The organism is Maricaulis maris (assembly GCF_003634045.1).
GTDB classification, from domain to species: Bacteria; Pseudomonadota; Alphaproteobacteria; order Caulobacterales; family Maricaulaceae; genus Maricaulis; species Maricaulis maris.
This window is the reverse complement of sequence record NZ_RBIM01000002.1, coordinates 105,858-121,860: the sequence shown is the minus strand read 5'-3', so window position 1 is coordinate 121,860 and position 16,003 is coordinate 105,858. Positions and strand designations below refer to the sequence as shown.

The 16,003-nt window shown below is 62.7% G+C and carries 14 protein-coding genes; 4 read left to right on the top strand and 10 right to left on the bottom strand.

The window, feature by feature from the left end:
* Positions 1 to 32 precede the first annotated feature (32 nt).
* The 3 genes from C7435_RS03665 to dusB are packed head-to-tail and all read right to left on the bottom strand — an operon-like array spanning position 33 to position 3,354.
* Positions 33 to 1,298 carry a sigma-54-dependent transcriptional regulator gene (locus tag C7435_RS03665; RefSeq protein ID WP_121210094.1) on the bottom strand — a complete coding sequence of 422 codons (1,266 nt, stop codon included), beginning with the start codon at positions 1,296 to 1,298 and terminating at the stop codon, positions 33 to 35.
* On the bottom strand, positions 1,295 to 2,359 hold the full coding sequence (locus C7435_RS03660) for a two-component system sensor histidine kinase NtrB (protein WP_121210093.1): 1,065 nt from the start codon (positions 2,357 to 2,359) through the stop codon (positions 1,295 to 1,297). The genes C7435_RS03665 and C7435_RS03660 overlap by 4 nt, the downstream gene beginning before the upstream one ends.
* Positions 2,356 to 3,354, bottom strand: coding sequence for a tRNA dihydrouridine synthase DusB (gene dusB, locus C7435_RS03655; protein WP_121210092.1), 999 nt, complete (start codon positions 3,352 to 3,354; stop codon positions 2,356 to 2,358). Before dusB ends, C7435_RS03660 begins: the two co-directional genes overlap by 4 nt.
* Positions 3,355 to 3,434: 80 nt before the next feature.
* On the opposite strand from dusB, the gene C7435_RS03650 reads away from it, so the two are divergent.
* Both C7435_RS03650 and C7435_RS03645 read left to right on the top strand, forming a co-directional pair.
* The gene (locus tag C7435_RS03650) at positions 3,435 to 4,598 is read left to right on the top strand and encodes a bifunctional 2-C-methyl-D-erythritol 4-phosphate cytidylyltransferase/2-C-methyl-D-erythritol 2,4-cyclodiphosphate synthase (protein ID WP_170150350.1); all 1,164 of its coding nucleotides are present in this window, start codon (positions 3,435 to 3,437) and stop codon (positions 4,596 to 4,598) included.
* Positions 4,595 to 5,095 (top strand): CinA family protein, encoded by a 501-nt coding sequence (locus tag C7435_RS03645; RefSeq protein WP_121210090.1) that lies wholly within the window; start codon positions 4,595 to 4,597, stop codon positions 5,093 to 5,095. The genes C7435_RS03650 and C7435_RS03645 overlap by 4 nt, the downstream gene beginning before the upstream one ends.
* On the opposite strand, the gene C7435_RS03640 is transcribed toward C7435_RS03645, so the two are convergent.
* From C7435_RS03640 to C7435_RS03630, 3 genes are all read right to left on the bottom strand, one after another.
* Entirely contained in the window at positions 5,066 to 5,566 is a 501-nt protein-coding gene (locus C7435_RS03640) for a type II toxin-antitoxin system RatA family toxin (RefSeq protein ID WP_121210089.1), read from the bottom strand. The two genes, C7435_RS03645 and C7435_RS03640, sit on opposite strands and share 30 nt — an antisense overlap.
* A gap of 21 nt (positions 5,567 to 5,587) precedes the next feature.
* Entirely contained in the window at positions 5,588 to 6,565 is a 978-nt protein-coding gene (lipA, locus tag C7435_RS03635; protein WP_121210088.1) for a lipoyl synthase, read from the bottom strand.
* A gap of 285 nt (positions 6,566 to 6,850) precedes the next feature.
* Positions 6,851 to 7,798: a hypothetical protein gene (locus tag C7435_RS03630; protein WP_121210087.1), complete on the bottom strand. Its 948-nt coding sequence runs from the start codon at positions 7,796 to 7,798 to the stop codon at positions 6,851 to 6,853.
* A gap of 1,333 nt (positions 7,799 to 9,131) precedes the next feature.
* Between C7435_RS03630 and C7435_RS03625 the strand changes: the two genes are divergently transcribed.
* A complete protein-coding gene (locus C7435_RS03625; protein WP_121210086.1) occupies positions 9,132 to 9,863 on the top strand; it encodes a hypothetical protein in 732 nt (243 codons plus the stop codon).
* 117 nt (positions 9,864 to 9,980) lie between these two features.
* The gene (locus tag C7435_RS03620) at positions 9,981 to 10,700 is read left to right on the top strand and encodes an SET domain-containing protein-lysine N-methyltransferase (protein ID WP_121210085.1); all 720 of its coding nucleotides are present in this window, start codon (positions 9,981 to 9,983) and stop codon (positions 10,698 to 10,700) included.
* A 6-nt stretch (positions 10,701 to 10,706) separates the two neighbouring features.
* On the opposite strand, the gene C7435_RS03615 is transcribed toward C7435_RS03620, so the two are convergent.
* From C7435_RS03615 to C7435_RS03600, 4 genes are all read right to left on the bottom strand, one after another.
* Positions 10,707 to 11,219 (bottom strand): DUF6702 family protein, encoded by a 513-nt coding sequence (locus C7435_RS03615; protein WP_121210084.1) that lies wholly within the window; start codon positions 11,217 to 11,219, stop codon positions 10,707 to 10,709.
* Positions 11,220 to 11,244: 25 nt separating this feature from the next.
* A complete protein-coding gene (locus C7435_RS03610; RefSeq protein ID WP_121210083.1) occupies positions 11,245 to 13,680 on the bottom strand; it encodes a M1 family metallopeptidase in 2,436 nt (811 codons plus the stop codon).
* Positions 13,681 to 13,792: 112 nt separating this feature from the next.
* Entirely contained in the window at positions 13,793 to 15,082 is a 1,290-nt protein-coding gene (locus tag C7435_RS03605) for a hypothetical protein (RefSeq protein ID WP_121210082.1), read from the bottom strand.
* A 64-nt stretch (positions 15,083 to 15,146) separates the two neighbouring features.
* Positions 15,147 to 15,920, bottom strand: a complete 774-nt coding sequence (locus tag C7435_RS03600; RefSeq protein ID WP_075189808.1) for a hypothetical protein — start codon at positions 15,918 to 15,920, stop codon at positions 15,147 to 15,149.
* Positions 15,921 to 16,003 lie beyond the last annotated feature (83 nt).

The following is a 16,003-nucleotide window of genomic DNA, read 5'->3' as shown; positions in this document are numbered from 1 at the left end:
GTTGCACACAATCAACACCCGTGCTGCATGGGTCACATATCGGCGTCTTCACCATCCAGCTCGGCCAGTCGCCGCGCGAGCGTATTGCGGTTCAGCCCGAGCAATTCAGCCGCCCGCGAACGATTGCCGCCGCACCGGTCCAGCGCCTGCGCAAACAAGGCCCGGTCGATGGCATCAATCGCGACATTGCGGGCATTATCGCGGGTCAGTGACAGCGCCGCGATCGCATTGGCGTGCACGTCGAGGTCTTCACGGGAATCACCGGCATCAGCCGAGAAGGCGACCAGAACATCATCCAGACCCGCGACCCGGCCGCGGGTGGCCAGCGACAGGCGCGACAAGACCGAACGCAGTTCGACAACATTGCCTGTCCAGGCCGAACCCTGAAGATACTGCACGGCGTCCTTGGACAGCCGGACGACGTCCTGTTTGTCACGGCGGGCAAACTGGCCGAGAAATGCCTCACACAAGGCAGGAATATCGCTGCGGCGCTCGCGCAATGGCGGCACCGTGATCACGCATTCCGACAGTCGCGCCACCAAGCGTGTATCGAGGGCCGCTTCTGGTGAATGGGACGCCGTCGCGATGACCCGGCCGATACCGGCATCAAGCGCATCACGGGCGGCGCGCTGCTGCTCGGCATTCCACTCCTCAAGGCGGAGCCAGACCACCTGGCGGGCGGCCTGTGTCGATCCGAAAATCTCCGTGGCCGTATTGGACGGTGTCACGACGATCGCATCATCGGCCGAGATGCCGCGGGCGCGCAGCAGGGCCTCCGCCGCCTGACGTTTCCCGACACCGGGCTCGCCGGTGATCATGACATGCGCCTGGCTGGTGGCAGCACGGGCAATGGCCTTGAACGAGGACTGCATGGCCGAGGACTGGCCGATGAATCCGGTCGGCTCGTCAGTCATCCGGCTGCGCCCGGTCTTGGCCACATCGCCAAGGGCCGCACCAACCGCTGAAATCATGTCGTCGAGATCAAAGGGTTTGGGCAGATATTCAAACACGCCGCCCTTGGCCGCATCGATCGCCGTCGAAGCGGTGGCTTGTGCGCTCATCACGATGACCGGCATTTGCGGTCGCAGACGCGACACCAGGCCCAGGTTTTCAAGGAAATTCGTGCCATCGAGCAAGACATCAGCAAGCAGGAGATCGCCTTCGCCATTGCGGATCCAGTTGAGCGCGGTATCGGGAGAGGCCGTCGCGCGAACCTGGTAGCCGGCCGAGCCGAGCGCGCGTGACAGGATGAGTTTCAGGCTTTCATCGTCTTCCAGGAGCAGAATTCGCGCGGTCACGGCATGTCCTTTTTTGCAATCGGCAGGCGGATATTGAAGAGCGTACGCCCCGGTTGGCTCTCGAAATCGATCTGACCATGATGCAGCGCGGCAATACGGGCCGAGAAAGCCAGTCCCAACCCCTCGCCTGCCGGCTTGGTCGTCACGAAAGGCGTAAAGATACCTGATCCGAGCGTATCGGGAATGCCCGGTCCATTATCGCGGACAGACAGGACGAGCGGGGTCGGATTGCCGCCGGTGCGGCTTTTCGGACCGGCATCGAAGCGGGTTTCAACGACGATCTCGGCCCCGGGGTCCGGTTTGACGGCGTCAAAGGCGTTTTGCAGCAGGTTGAGCACCGCCTGCATGAGCAGGTCCGGATCGCCGCTGATGGTCGGCAGGGAGGGGTCGAAATTGTCCTTGAGAACGCCTTTGGTCGCCGGATCGGCACGATGCAGACTGTCCATCGCATTGACCGCCAACAGGTTGAGATTGATCTCGGAATTCGGCCCCAGCTGGATATCCCCGACACGGCTCCAATGATCGGCCAGACGGGTGATCCGGTCGACATCCTGGATGATCAGGCGGGCCAGGTCGCGGGCGCCATCAAGGTCGGTTTCGCGGCGGATGAGCTGGGCGGCACCGCGCACGCTGGCGAGCGGGTTTTTGAGCTCATGGGCGAGCATGCGGCCAAAGCCCAGAGCCGGTGCCTCAGAGGCCTTGGCACCAGTTTCCTGGTGCGGCAGGACCGACAGGATCAACTGACTGTGTTCGTCCGACCAACGGGCATGGACATCAAACGGACCCTGGCCGCCGAGCATGCGGCCAAGGGCAACCACGGTGCGGTTGGCGGCGCAGGCCTGTTCGATGATGTTGGCGAGATGGGCGCATGTTGCCGACAGCGTTCCGAACCGGCTCTTGCGCATGTGCCGCATCGACAGGCCGAGCCATTCCTCCGCCTGGGTATTGGCCCACAGGCAGCGCGCTTCAGCGGAAAAGACCAACACCGGGATGGCGGCCTGATCGGCAGCGAGCTCGGCCGCGCCGGGGATGGTTGTGCCCGGGGTGGCTGCCGGCGTCATGCGACTGCACGTCCGGCCACATCGCGCAGGCCTTCGAGGGCGCTATGGACTTCGACCGGCCGGTCCGAACGGCACAGGCTGGCGCGTTGGGCGCGCACCCAATCGGCATCGCCGGCCCCGCATTCAACATCGCAGAAACTGGCAAAATGCTTGCGCATCATACGGATACCCAAGGCTTCGCCATAATGGGACAGGCTGTCCTCGAACTGCTGACCGAGGGCGTCGATCTTGTCGGCCCAGGGCGTTTCGCCGCCTTCCCGCCCGATCAGTTCGCGACCGATTTCGCCGAGCAGCCAGGGGCGGCCCTGGGCGGCACGACCGATCATCACGGCGGCCGCGCCGGAGCGTTGTAGCGCGTCACGGGCGTGGCCCGCCGTCTCGATATCACCATTGACGATGACCGGGATGTCCACGGCTTCGACGACGGCGCGGACAGCGTTCCAATCGGCCTCGCCCTTGTAGAATTGCTGCCGGGTTCGGCCATGCACGGTGACCAGGCGCACACCGGCATCGCGGGCCCGGCGGGCGAGGTCGGGGGCGTTGAGAGAGGCGTGGTCCCAGCCCAGTCGCATCTTGAGGGTGACCGGTTTGGAGGTTGCGCCGACGGTCGCTTCGATCAGGGTCAGGGCGTGGTCGAGATCGCGCATCAGGGCCGATCCGGACAGGCCCTTTGTCACTTGTCGGGCCGGACAACCCATATTGATATCAATGACTTCGGCGCCCGCATCTTCAGCGATCCGGGCCCCTTCGGCCATCCAGTGAGCCTGCCGCCCGGCGAGCTGGATGACGCAGGGCTTCAACGACGCGTCCAGCGCCGCCTTGCGGATCATGTCACGGCGACCGGCCGCCAAAGCGTCCGAGGCGACCATTTCGGACACCACCATGCCGGCGCCAAAACGCTGGGCCTGGCGCCGGAAAGGCAGGTCTGTCACACCGGACATCGGCGCCAGTATCACCGGTATTTCAATGTCGTGGCTGTCGATCGAAAAGCGCATGCGGCTGGACAAATCCTCGGTGTGCGTCGTAAGGCCGAAGGCTAGCGAGTATGCTGCGCTGCGGCAATCCACGAGGCCTGTTGATGAAGATCGCTGCTGTCATTGTTGCCGCCGGACGCGGTGAGCGGGCCGGTGGTGGTGTGCCGAAACAGTATCGCGAACTGGCCGGCAAAAGCGTGCTGTCCCGTACGCTTCATCGTCTGCGTCATGGCCGGGTCTTTGTCGGCATCATCGTGGTGATCAACCCGGCCGACCAGGACCATATCACGGCGGTCGAGGCGGAGCTGGGCACGAAACTGGATACAATCCCTGGCGGCGCGACCCGCACCGCCTCGGTCCGCGCCGGTCTGGAGGCGGCTCGCGCGACCGGTGCCGACGCCGTCCTGATCCATGACGCCGCCCGCCCCTTCGTCAGCCACAAGCTGATCGACCGCCTGGTCGACGCGCTGGCGACCCACGACGCAGTCATCCCCGCCTTGCCGGTTGCTGATGCGCTGTTCCGGTCCGCCGGCGACGACGGCACCACGATGGGTGATCCGGTCTCGCGTGACGGCCTTTTCGCCGCGCAGACGCCGCAGGCCTTCCATCTGGCGCCGCTGCTCGCCGCCTATGCGCAATTGGGTGACACCGCCCTGCCCGATGATGCCGCGGTGATCCGGGCGGCGGGGGGTGAGGTTGCGCTTGTTCCCGGTGAGGCGGAGAATTTCAAACTGACGACGGCGGATGATTTTGACCGGGCAGAAAGACAGATCATGAGCGAGACGATCACCGTCACCGGCCAGGGTTATGATGTGCACCGGCTGGAGCCGGCCGAAGTGATGTGGCTGTGCGGGATCGAGATCCGGGCCGGGCTGGGCCTCATTGGGCATTCCGACGCTGATGCCGGCCTGCATGCCCTCACCGATGCCATTCTGGGCGCGGCCGGTGCCGGTGATATCGGCCAGCATTTCCCGCCATCGGACCCGCAATGGAAGGGCGCGGCGTCGGACGCCTTCCTTTTGCACGCCGTAAAACTCCTGAAAGACGCTGGCGGCGAGCTCGTCCATGCCGACCTGACGATCATCGCCGAACGGCCCAAGATCGGCCCGCATCGCGAGGCCATGCGGGCGCGAGTGGCACAGCTGCTCGGCTTGCCGGAGGCGCGAGTCAATATAAAGGCGACCACCACGGAAAAACTCGGCTTTACCGGGCGCGGCGAAGGCCTGGCCGCGCAAGCCATTGTCACGGCGAGACTGACAGCATGATGTTCAACCACTCCCTGATCGAGCAGGCGGAAACCCTGATCGCCCGCGCCAAAACGGCTGGTGTGATGATTGCGACGGCGGAAAGCTGCACCGGCGGGCTGGTCGCCGGCCTGTTGACGGAGATTCCCGGCTCGTCGGACGTCGTCGACCGTGGTTTCGTGACCTATTCCAACGCCGCCAAGACCGAGATGCTGGGCGTTCCGGCGCGGGTGATTGCGGCCAATGGCGCCGTCTCGGTCGAGGTTGCCCGTCGCATGGCCGAGGAAGCGCTATTGCGTTCAAACGCTGATATCGCGGTGTCGATCACCGGCATTGCCGGGCCTGGCGGCTCGGACCACAAACCGGCCGGCCTGGTGCATTTCGGTCTCGCCTGTCGCGACAAGCCGACCCGCAGCGAAGTCTGCCGTTTCGGTGATCGCGGCCGCGATGCGGTGCGCCTGGCCAGCGTCGCCACGGCGCTCGACCTGCTAGCCGATGGCGTTGATCTCTTCGGCTAGGTCGAGGGCGGGATCACCCGCGCGCTCATGGCGCCGTTCCGCCTCGGCGGAAAACTTGCTGATCAGCACCCGGCCCGCCCGTTCCTGATTGCTCTCGAGCAGGACTTGCAGGATCGGGTTCTTGAACGCCGCCCGGATCGAGAAATCGACCAGACAGGAACCGTCGGACAAGGCGTGGAAATGCCAACGGTTTTCCAGCACCCGGAAAGGCCCGGCGACAAAGCTGACATCAATCCGCCGCGCCGCGCCGTCGGCCTCGACCCTGGATGTGAAACGCTCGCTGACGAATTTATAGCGCACGCGCGCTTCCGCCGTCAGCTCCAGACGCGGCCCGTCCCGGCGCTCATCGAGCACGCGCATGGCGGTGATCTGCGGGATGAAGTGCGGATAGCGGCGGACATCGCTGACCAGCTCGAACACATCATCGGCGCTGTGAAACAGGCGCAGGCGTTCGCGGACTTCTACGACCATCTTCGCCCCCGCTATGCCGATCTAACCGCGCGCCATCATCTGCTCGCGCGCCGCGCGCAGCTTGGCGAAATCATCGCCGGCATGATGGCTCGAACGGGTCAGCGGCGTCGCCGAGACCATCAGGAAGCCCTTGGCGCGGGCGATCGTCTCATAGGCCTTGAACTCGTCCGGGTGGACGAAGCGGTCAACGGCGGCATGCTTGCGGGTCGGCTGCAGATACTGGCCGATGGTGAGAAAATCGATGCCGGCGGACCGCATATCGTCCATCACCTGCATGACTTCTTCCTTGCTCTCGCCCAGCCCGACCATGATGCCCGACTTGGTGAATTGCGCCGGATCTCGATCCTTGACCCGCTCCAAAAGCCGCAGCGAATGGAAATAGCGCGCGCCCGGGCGTATCGAGAGATACAAGCGCGGCACCGTCTCCAGATTATGGTTGAACACGTCCGGCCTGGCATCGATCACGGCTTCGGCGGCGCCCGGCTTGCGCAGGAAGTCCGGTGTCAGGATCTCGATCGTGGTCGAGGGCGTGGCGGCGCGGATCGCACTGATCACATCAACAAAATGCTGCGCCCCGCCATCATCGAGGTCATCGCGGTCCACCGAGGTGATGACGACATGATTGAGCCCCATCTGCGCCACCGCCTCGGCCACACGGCGCGGCTCGTCCGTGTCGACCGCGGCCGGCAGGCCGGTCTTGACGTTGCAGAAGGAACAGGCGCGGGTGCAGGTATCGCCCAGGATCATGAACGTGGCGTGCTTTTGCTCCCAGCACTCACCGATATTGGGACAGCCCGCCTCCTCGCACACCGTCACCAGACCGCCATCCTTGACGATTTTCTGGGTCTCGGAAAACGTCTTGCCCAGGGGCGCCTTGACCCGGATCCACTCCGGCTTGCGCAGCACAGGCGTATCCGCCCGCTTCTGCTTCTCCGGATGGCGAGCCGCACGCGCGTCAGAGGCAGCGGAACGGGCAGTGGTGTCGATCAGATTGGCCATGGGGGCGATGTATGATGACAGGCGCGATGTGGCAAGGTCGGGGGGCTGTGGTGGTGGGGGGGATGCGGGCTTGATCCCGAAAGCGGGCCTGTACCGAGGCTCACGCTACGCCTACTCCTGCGCCCTATCGCACCACGGCACCCGCGCAACTCCGCGGTCCGCGCCGTCGCCGCTTGTTGGATATGGGATCGCGCAGCGGCCCTCAGGCCGCTGCTTTGCAAAGGTCGTGTAAAACAAGATGCCAACGCCCTCCACGGTGCGCCGGCAGTTTTTGCTTTCAGTGCGTTACCGAAAAAAAGCCACGGTGCCTTCTATAGACGCGACCTCGGCCTGATTGCTCGGATCCATGTCATAAAATGCAATATCGAGCGGGCTTTCGAGTCGATACGTACGACACCGCATGTGCCTGTGGCCGTGAGTCTGAAGGGGCAAATCCACGCCAGCAACATCAACTGCCGGTACGCGCCCAGGCTGGTCTGCTATCACCACTTGGAGGTAATTATTCGACGTCCCAGTCTGGCGGTGCTCTCCTCCATTGCAAATTTCTACCCGTCTTCGCCCGCCCAACGCGGGAATACGAACGTTGCCCTGACCAGCGAACACGAAAAACGTATACGGCGATGTGTAGGCGATTGCACCATAGCGAAACGTCTCCTGTGAAAACTGGCGAAACTCACTCGTGACCAAAGATCTGAACTCACCGTTAAGAGAACTTGCCACCTCGCCTCTCAACTCGAGGACAGCTACCTCCTCGTCTGGATTGGAGACTGCCGCCTCTACCGCTAATTCGAAGTCGCGATTGAAATTCGAGTTAATTTCCAACGATTCCATATAGAAGCCACTTAGCCCGGTCAGCAGTCGGTGGTCATGCCGCGATAGGGCAAGCTCCAGTATACAATTGTACAAATGCGCTCGTTGAGTGGCATCTCCATCCATCACGGTCCTATCGCGCAATTGCCGGATGACCCCGTCAGACAGCCGCACTTCAATGTACTTCCCTCGCGCGGCGACTATAGACGTCTGACCGCTTGCGAAGGCTGCGCCCACACCAGCGGCCGTTTCTTGGGAAATGCCGCGGCTAGACAGAAGATTGGCAAGGACAGGGCCAACATTGGCACGCGTACTGACCGCTCCACTTTCGGTGGTTGAGTAGTTTTCGGTCATTTCCGCGACCGTCAAAAACCCGGGTGTTTCCGTACCTGGCCGGGCATCGAGGGAGGACACGTCGAACATCTGAGTCGCCGTGCCTCCGCCGCATGTCGCGCCGGAGATCTGCCCGGGCAAGAGCAACTCTCCAACATGATCAAAATAGCCATCAATGTTGAGGTCGAGAGATAAATTCGGCTGCGAAGTTCGGAACGGAGTAACTTCTAACTGATCGCTACCCCTTGGACCTCGTCGTTCGCGCTCATCAAGAATGCACCCGTCGCCGCGTACGCAGAGTGCCCCGCGTGGCTGGCTTGAAGCACAGGACGAAAGGGTTTGTAGCGCTAGCAGCAGACTAACAATAAGAAATAGTCGTAACACTTTGCGTCCCCTCCAACCGGCCATACTCTAAAGTTGTATAACTAGACGCATCAATGTCAAGATATATCGAGTTTCCCAAAAATACTTGATCCGATGATTGGGGCGATGGCGTAGTCGTGTCTTAGGCCGGTATTCAACTGAATCTGATTAGTTATTGGGCCGGGTTGGCGAAGGGGTGTCCACCAGACCGGCAGCAGCTCACATTGACTATCGCGTTCCAGTTGGGGGTTCGTGACCATGAACGCATTACTCAAGATGATCGAGAAGTTGGCGCTCTCAATCCGTGGCGCCAACCCACCTGGTCCAGGTGTGGCTTGTCTACAGAGCACCGTGATCACGGTCGCGCTTACCTAGTCGCCGTAAGGCTGAACTGTGCTCCCCACCATGGGCGCTCCTGCGCCAAACTGGACTCAAATAGGCGCCCCACGCCCAATCATAGTCCTCCCGAACAGTGGGAACACACACCACTCTCCCGCACCCCCACCCCATAAACCCCATGCCATCCAGCGGGCCGTATCCGTTTCTTCAGGTCAAGGGCGCCGCAGGTGCCGCTCCGCGGGCATGCCCCTTGAGCTGAAGAACCGGATACGGCGATCTCCCGGCAATGGGTTTATGGCCCAGAGCGCGCTCGGCGCGCTTGTTTCATGTCTGGAAAGTGCGCGCTCTGCGCGCTTGATTGACGGGCTGTGGGATCGCCCGCCTGACCTCCCCATTTTTCCCGGACGCGCTTCGGCGCGATTCGGGATCTACCGGAAACACATTGCTGGGAAGGGCGCTCGGTGGGTCCCGGGTCTTCGCCCGGGAAAAATGAATGGGGGACGGGCACCGAACTCTCCTATCCGCGGTACTGACTTCCTTCTCCCTGGGGAGAAGGTGTCGCGGAGCGACGGATGAGGGGGATCAGCACCCAGGCACCGGGCTTTCCCCCTCACCCGGCCTTCGGCCACCCTCTCCCATGGGAGAGGGAATCCAAACCAGCCTTGCCTTGGCGGGCGCAACGCGCTCTGTAGAGACCGGCCTTTCGGCCCGGGGGGAAAGCATGATCTTGCGGCGTCTTGCCATTGGCCTGCGCAAGCAGGACTGGGTCACTGTGGTGATCGAAACGCTGATCGTGGTGTTTGGCGTGTTTATCGGTCTGCAGGTCAATAACTGGAATGAGGCGCGGCAGGAGCGGATCGAGACGCACAGCCTGCTGGAGCGGCTGGAGCGTGATTTCGAGCAGCAATTGGCGCTGACCGATAGCGGGATCGCGCGGCAATTGCTGTATCTGGAGGTCACGGAGCGCTTGATCACCGGTATCCGTGCCGGCCAGCTTGATGAGGACTTCCTCGCCTCTGACCTCGCCCTGGTGGATTCCATCGGCAGCATGCCGGCACCGTCCGCCGCATTTGAGGAATTGGTCTCGACGGGCCGGATGCGCCTGATCAGAAACGCGGCCTTGCGCGACGAACTCTACAGATATGACAGCTATACCGGCTTCCTGTATCTCCAATTCTCGCAAGTCGCCGAGCCGGTGGCCGAACTGAGCCGGGTCATCATCCGCGCGAAAACACTGGAACTGACCGGGCAACCGTCGACGAGGTTCGAACAGCTCGGCCGGGTTGAGGCGATCGATCACGCGGTTCTGCTGGAAGATCGAGACATCATGGATGCGTTGCAGAGTGCCTATATCACCCAGGACAACACACATCTCATCCTGATAGCCCTGCGGGCGCGGATCGAGCGAATTCTCGACCTTCTGGCCGAGGAGCGCGGAGAGCCGGGTCCCTAGTGCGAAACCGGGCCAAGTGGCGCTCCTGATTGGTCAGAATGCGCCCGCGCAAGCTTGCACCACAACACAAATCCCCTAACCTCGCCGCACCTTATTGTTTGTGTTGGGGATTCGGATATGACGCAGTTTCTTGGAGCAACCAGAGCGGCGTCTGTGCCGGTGCATTTGATCGGCTTTCATGTCGCGCTCGACGGGACGCGGCTTTATGACCGGATTGCCCTGACGATCGATGAAGATGGCCGGGTCGGCGGCACGCTGGACCGGATCGCCGAGCGCGACGGGGTGCCGCACCGGGCCGAACTGCGCGGGCTTCTGGTTGGCGAGCGTCTCGCCGTGATGCTGGAATTTGACGGCGTCTCGCCAAGCGGGGTGATGCTGGACCTGGTGCCCGAAGCCTGCCTCCATGGTGGCGCCATGAGCGGGCGCATTGCCGGCGGTGATGGCGAAGCGGCCCTGCCCTATGTCATGGCGCATGCGCCCGCCGCGCGGCTCGACCGCTCACCCACACATGGCTGGGGCACGGTGCTGGTGACACCGGTGGCGGCCGGCGAGACGGTGGTCGGGATTGATGGTCCGGTCGGCGCCGAGCAGACGCCCTATTCCTTCCGCACTGATGACAATCGCCATGTCGAACCGACCGGATACGGCCATTTCGTCAATCATGCCTGTGAGCCAAGCTGCGAGATCGTCTATGATCTCGAAACCGCCCTGCCGACCCTGGTGGCGCTGCGTGATCTGGCGGCCGGGGACGAGGTGACGTTTGACTATACCCGCACCGAAGGGCAGCTGGCCGGCAGTTTCCAGTGCCGCTGCCCGGCCCCGGTTCACAAGGTCTGAACGGTCTCAGTCGTCGCTGAAGCGGAGGCGGATCGGGGTGCGGCGTCCCGGTCCCTGCATGGCTGTGCGGACCAGCGAGTTGAAGCGCAGATTGGTCATCATCACCTGGTCGTCGAAGGTTTCGGCGAGCAGATCATTGTCGACGATGAAGCTGGCCTGCTCGGCCGGAACCGGCGCTGCGAAATAGATCCAGGCAAACTCGCCATCGATCTCGGCGCCGACAAAAGCGGGCTCCAGCAGCTCGCCGTCCGTGTCTGCCATGCGAAAAGCACCGGCCGCATAGGTGCCCACCGTCGCCATGCCGTCGGCCGTGGCCAGGAAATCGACGGCGTCGAGGCCGGTGCGGTCGAGGGCTTCCATCAGGTCGTGGGCGTAGATCCGGTGGATAATTTCCAGCTCGGCAGTGCGCGCATTGACGGCGATCTCGGTGACGCCGGCATGCATGCGATGGGCGTGCGACGGGGCTGTCACCAGGGACAGCCCCGCCAATACGGTCAGGAGGGTCAAGCGGATACGCATGCGGTGTCGCGGCCCTCCCCGTGGCCTATTCCGGACGCGTGCGGGTCGAGTCGCGGGCCACGCGCAGGTCCATGTCATCCATCATGCTGGAGGGATTGCTGGACGAGCGATAGAGCTCGAGACGCGTCGGTTCGATGCGCGGCGGATAATAATTATCCGTGCGATCGGCATCGGCAGTTTCGCGCAGCGGGTCGAGCTCGACCGAGACGACCTGACGGTCGGTGACATAGGTCCAGGTGACGTTTTGCGGATCATAGCGCCACACCTCGGCCGGAATCCGCACCAGATCAGTGCTGCCATCCGCGAAGGTGAACTCCAGGATGATCGGCATCACCACGCCGCCCTGATTGGTGAAGTCGAGATAGTAGACGCGGGTGTCGCTGTCGAGGATCTCCGCTTCCCAGTCTTCCATCCGTTCACGCGCGGTTTCATAGGCTTCCCGCTCGCGCTCGGTGACCGTGAACGGGTCATGGCGCGAATAGAAGTCCTGCACTTCCGGATTGCGCTCGGCATAGGTCACGATGCCCTCCGCCGCATTGCGCTGCGGGGTGAGGTTTTCGCGGAATTCGGTGTCGTCAGCTCGCTCCAGCAGATTTTCGATGGCCGGGTCCTCGGTGTCGAACGTGCCCTCGATCACCCGGTCGAGCGAGATGTCGACATGGTCGGTGGAGTAGAACCAGCCACGCCAGAACCAGTCGAGATCGACACCGGAGACCTCTTCCATGGTGCGGAAGAAGTCATAGGGCGTCGGCCGCCGGAAGCGCCAACGCTCGGAATAGGCGCGGAAGGCGTCGTCGAACAGTTCACGTCCAAGCACGGTTTCCCGCAGCACGACCAGCGCCGTGGCCGGCTTGCCATAGGCATTGCTGCCGAACTGAACAATCGAATCCGACTGCGTCATGATCGGCATCTGGCTGCTGGATGCCATGTAACCGGCAATCAGGTCGGGGTCGCCGCGGCGCGAGCGGAAGCCTTCTTCCCACTGCTGTTCGGCCTGGAATTGCAGGAAGGTGTTGATGCCCTCATCCATCCAGGTCCACTGGCGCTCGTCCGTATTGACGACCATCGGGAAATAGATGTGGCCGATCTCGTGAATGATCACGCCGATCAGGCCGCGCTTGGCGCGGAGCGAATAGCTCAAATTGCCGTCATCATCGACCATCGGACGGCCATAGGAACCGCCATTGAAGGTGATCATCGGGTATTCCATCCCGCCCTGCGGGCCGGCAATCGATTGCGCGACCGGATAGGGGTAAGGGAAGGCAAAATCATTATAGACATCGAGCGTGTGCTCGACGGCGCGGGTCGAGAAGGTCGACCACAAGGGCTCGCTTTCATTGGGATAAAACGACATCGCCATGACGAGGTCGGGCGCCTGCCCCATCCCGTCCTGCTCGACGCCAACCGCGTCCCAGATGAATTTGCGCGAACCGGCCCAGGCGAAATCGCGGACATTCTCGGCCCGGAACTCCCAGGTCGCCATGGAGCGGGTGCCGCGACGCTCATTGGCGCGGGCTTCGGCCGGGGTGACGATGAAGACCGGCTCGTCCGCGGTGCGGGCCTCTTCCAGACGCTCACGCTGCGGCTCGGTCAGGACCTCTTCCGGATTTTGCAGAACACCGGTCGCCGAAACGATGAAATCTTGCGGCACGCGGATGGACACGTCGTAGTCACCGAATTCGAGCGCGAATTCACCACGACCGAGGAAGGCCTTGTTGTGCCAGCCTTCATAGTCGGAGAAGACGGCGGCGCGCGGGAACCATTGGGCGATCTGATAGATGCAATCGCCGCCGGTATCCTCGGTCTCCTCGAAGCATTCCCAACCGGCGCGGCCGCCGATGACCTGGGTCTCGACCAAGCGGTAATCCCACTCGATCGTGAAGGTGACGCTGTCGCCGGTTTCCAGCACATCATCGAGATCAAGGCGCAGCAGCGTGTCGACAATGGTGAAGTCCATCGGCTCGCCGTTCGCATCGGTGACGCCGGTGATATTGAAGCCGTAACCGTCCTCATTGAGCATCTCGCGACGGCGCAGGGAACTGGCGGACATCCCGTCCGGGAAATCACCACCGACACGGCCGGCCGAACGGCCACCACCGCCAACAGTCTCGGTCATCACCGCGATGGAATCGGGACGGAAACGGTTCTGGTCGAGCAGGAACCACAGGAAGTCGAGCGTATCGGGTGCGTTATTGGTGTAGGTGACCGTCTCGGTGCCGAACAGATGCCGGGCCTCTTCATCGAGCCGGATATCGATGTCGTAATCGACCTGCTGCTGCCAGTAATCCGGACCCGGTGCACCGGTCGCGCGGCGTTCCCGGTTCGGCGAGGGCCAGTCTTCGTCCTCGAGCTGGCGGAAGGCATCGCGCCAGTCATTGACGGTCTGCTGGACAGGCTGGGCGACCGCGACGTTGAACGTCGCAGCCGCCGCTGCAAGAGCGATGATGTTGAGTGTGCGCATTATTCCCCGATACCCCTTTTGTGGGATTGTTCGGAGGCAGATTTAGCGCGCTCACCCGGCGAGGTCACCCCTGCCTTTCCGCATTGTCATGATGCGTCGTGCGACCAATTGCTCAGCTGGTTCCCGGTGCCGTCATCGCCGGCGTTGACTCACGGCGCTTGCCCAGCGACATCATCCACGAGCCCAGTCCGATGAAGAGCAGCAGGAAACCGGCCAGGAAGCCGAGTCCGCCGATCGCACCGAAGGCGGCAAAGACAGCCACGACACAGAAGGTGGACAGAAGGCGCATGCCCAGCCCCATAGTCTTCTCGTCCGGCTTGCGGTTGAAGATCATGTCGCCGACCGCGACCGCACCAAAGCCCATGCAAAGCAGCATGAAGGGCCAGAAGATCAACCACATGATCGGGATCAGCAGGATGCCGACCACGGTAATCGCCAGCAGGATGGTCATGATGATCAGGAAGACTGGCGACAGGGCAAAGCCGATAAATCCGAAAAAGCCACCGACCACCGGGCGGTCCCGGAAACGGGCCGCGACGGAGGCCACGCCATTGGGTGCCACCAGCAGGGCCATCACGGCCAGCAGGAAGACAGCACCGGGAATGAACAGGCCGAACACACCGGTCGGGGCATCAAAGTCGAAATCGATATGATCCCAGTCCTTGGCGCCGAAATTGAACTGGCGGTACTCATAGTCATAGCTGCCAAAACGGGTGCCATCGGCCACCACCGGCTCGTGCGGCGAGCGGATGCGGAGTTCACCGGCGACTTGCGTCCCGTCCAGGATATAGACTTCCTCAGCCATGATCTCGACATCGTCGAGAAAGATGCCGGCGAGGTGGATTTCACCGCCTTCGATATCAACCGGGCCGGTGAACTCGCCGGACAGGTGGACCTCGCCGCCCACGATCTCGGCGGCGCCGGCAAAGCGGCTGGCCGAACTGGTCTCGACAAAACCACCGGCCATTTTGGCATCACCGCCAACCTGGCTGTCGATCTCGACATGTCCGGAGGCCGCGTTGAGCATGCCACCGATAGTGCCGGAAATACGCGACTCCCCGCCGGCAAAATTGGCGTCTCCCGTGACATTGGCGCGCGAGACGACCTCGCCGCCGGCCAGGTCGATGTCCCCGCCGACCGATCCGGCGACGTCGATCTCTCCACCCACCAGCTGGACCGAACCGGTGACATCGGCGTTGACCCGGACACTGCCGGCCACGCCCTTTATGTCGCCATTGACCTGGCCGCGGACATTCATCTCGCCGCCCAGGAAAATGACATCGTGATTACTGCCATCGATTTCGACATCGCCACCGATGACCTGGGCCGATGCAGCCCCGGCAAAAAGGGAAATGGCCAGCCCCCCGGCCATGATCCACGTTTTCATCGTGATGTTGTTCATTGTAAAATCTCCCTGCGCCCCCCGGCGGTCAGGTGAAGGTTTCAAACGCGATTGAGTGACAGGCTCAGTCGTCGATCAGGTCATCGCAGTCGCGTCCATCGCGCGGCTGATAGTCCAGGCCGGAAACCCGGGCGCCGCTCTGCGTGACCGGCGGCTCTTCCGCCCACACCGTCACGCCGGGACCGACGCGGCTTGTGTCGGTAAAGACGACGGAAATGGCACAAATCTCGGCGCCGCCCGACAGCGTGCCGCCAACTTCGATCATCCCGCGCTGGTTTCGGCGACGGTTATTGCGGAGTTCATCGGCGGCGACGAGCTTGGCCGGTCCGACGGCTTCACCGGTGAACCAGATCTCGTCGGCCTGGGCATGCAGCGTGTCGCCGAACCAGCCGGCCACACGCATTTCGCCGGCCGCCAGAGCGGCCTCGCCATGGACGCGGCCGGTAAAGTCGATTTCGCCACCGGCGAGATTGAGGTCATCGTCAACCTCAGCGGAAAAATTGATGTCACCACCGGCGATCGAAACCTCGCCACGGACGCGGCCGGAAAAATCAATATCGCCGCCGGCGATCGAGGCTTCACCGCCAATATCCATGTCGTCGATATCGACATCGCCTGCGACCAGGCTGAGATCGCCACCGATCCGGCCACGCAGATTCATATCACCGGCCAGGCGGCTGTAATCCCCGTCACGGTCGAGCACGGTATAGCCGTCGGCAGTGCGGGTGCTGTGGCCACGCAGCATCTTGCTGTCATCGTCGTCAGCAACAACGATCACGCAGCCCGATGTCATCAGCGCGGTGGTCAGGGCCGAAGCGGCCAGCAGGACCTTTTGCATGCAAGTCTCCCGTTCATGTCAGGACTCTTCGAAGCCCCATTCATACGCTCCCCAGCGTTGAGTCGAAGCTTACATTATCGAAA

What these genes read in the sequence shown, in the direction of transcription:
- C7435_RS03660 (WP_121210093.1), bottom strand. Translation starts at nt 2,359, where the DNA reads ATGACGCCGGCAGCCACCCCGGGCACAACCATCCCCGGCGCGGCCGAG.
- dusB (WP_121210092.1), bottom strand. Translation starts at nt 3,354, where the DNA reads ATGCGCTTTTCGATCGACAGCCACGACATTGAAATACCGGTGATACTG.
- C7435_RS03645 (WP_121210090.1), top strand. Translation starts at nt 4,595, where the DNA reads ATGATGTTCAACCACTCCCTGATCGAGCAGGCGGAAACCCTGATCGCC.
- C7435_RS03640 (WP_121210089.1), bottom strand. Translation starts at nt 5,566, where the DNA reads ATGGTCGTAGAAGTCCGCGAACGCCTGCGCCTGTTTCACAGCGCCGAT.
- lipA (WP_121210088.1), bottom strand. Translation starts at nt 6,565, where the DNA reads ATGGCCAATCTGATCGACACCACTGCCCGTTCCGCTGCCTCTGACGCG.
- C7435_RS03630 (WP_121210087.1), bottom strand. Translation starts at nt 7,798, where the DNA reads ATGTTCGACGTGTCCTCCCTCGATGCCCGGCCAGGTACGGAAACACCC.
- C7435_RS03625 (WP_121210086.1), top strand. Translation starts at nt 9,132, where the DNA reads ATGATCTTGCGGCGTCTTGCCATTGGCCTGCGCAAGCAGGACTGGGTC.
- C7435_RS03620 (WP_121210085.1), top strand. Translation starts at nt 9,981, where the DNA reads ATGACGCAGTTTCTTGGAGCAACCAGAGCGGCGTCTGTGCCGGTGCAT.
- C7435_RS03615 (WP_121210084.1), bottom strand. Translation starts at nt 11,219, where the DNA reads ATGCGTATCCGCTTGACCCTCCTGACCGTATTGGCGGGGCTGTCCCTG.
- C7435_RS03610 (WP_121210083.1), bottom strand. Translation starts at nt 13,680, where the DNA reads ATGCGCACACTCAACATCATCGCTCTTGCAGCGGCGGCTGCGACGTTC.
- C7435_RS03605 (WP_121210082.1), bottom strand. Translation starts at nt 15,082, where the DNA reads ATGAACAACATCACGATGAAAACGTGGATCATGGCCGGGGGGCTGGCC.
- C7435_RS03600 (WP_075189808.1), bottom strand. Translation starts at nt 15,920, where the DNA reads ATGCAAAAGGTCCTGCTGGCCGCTTCGGCCCTGACCACCGCGCTGATG.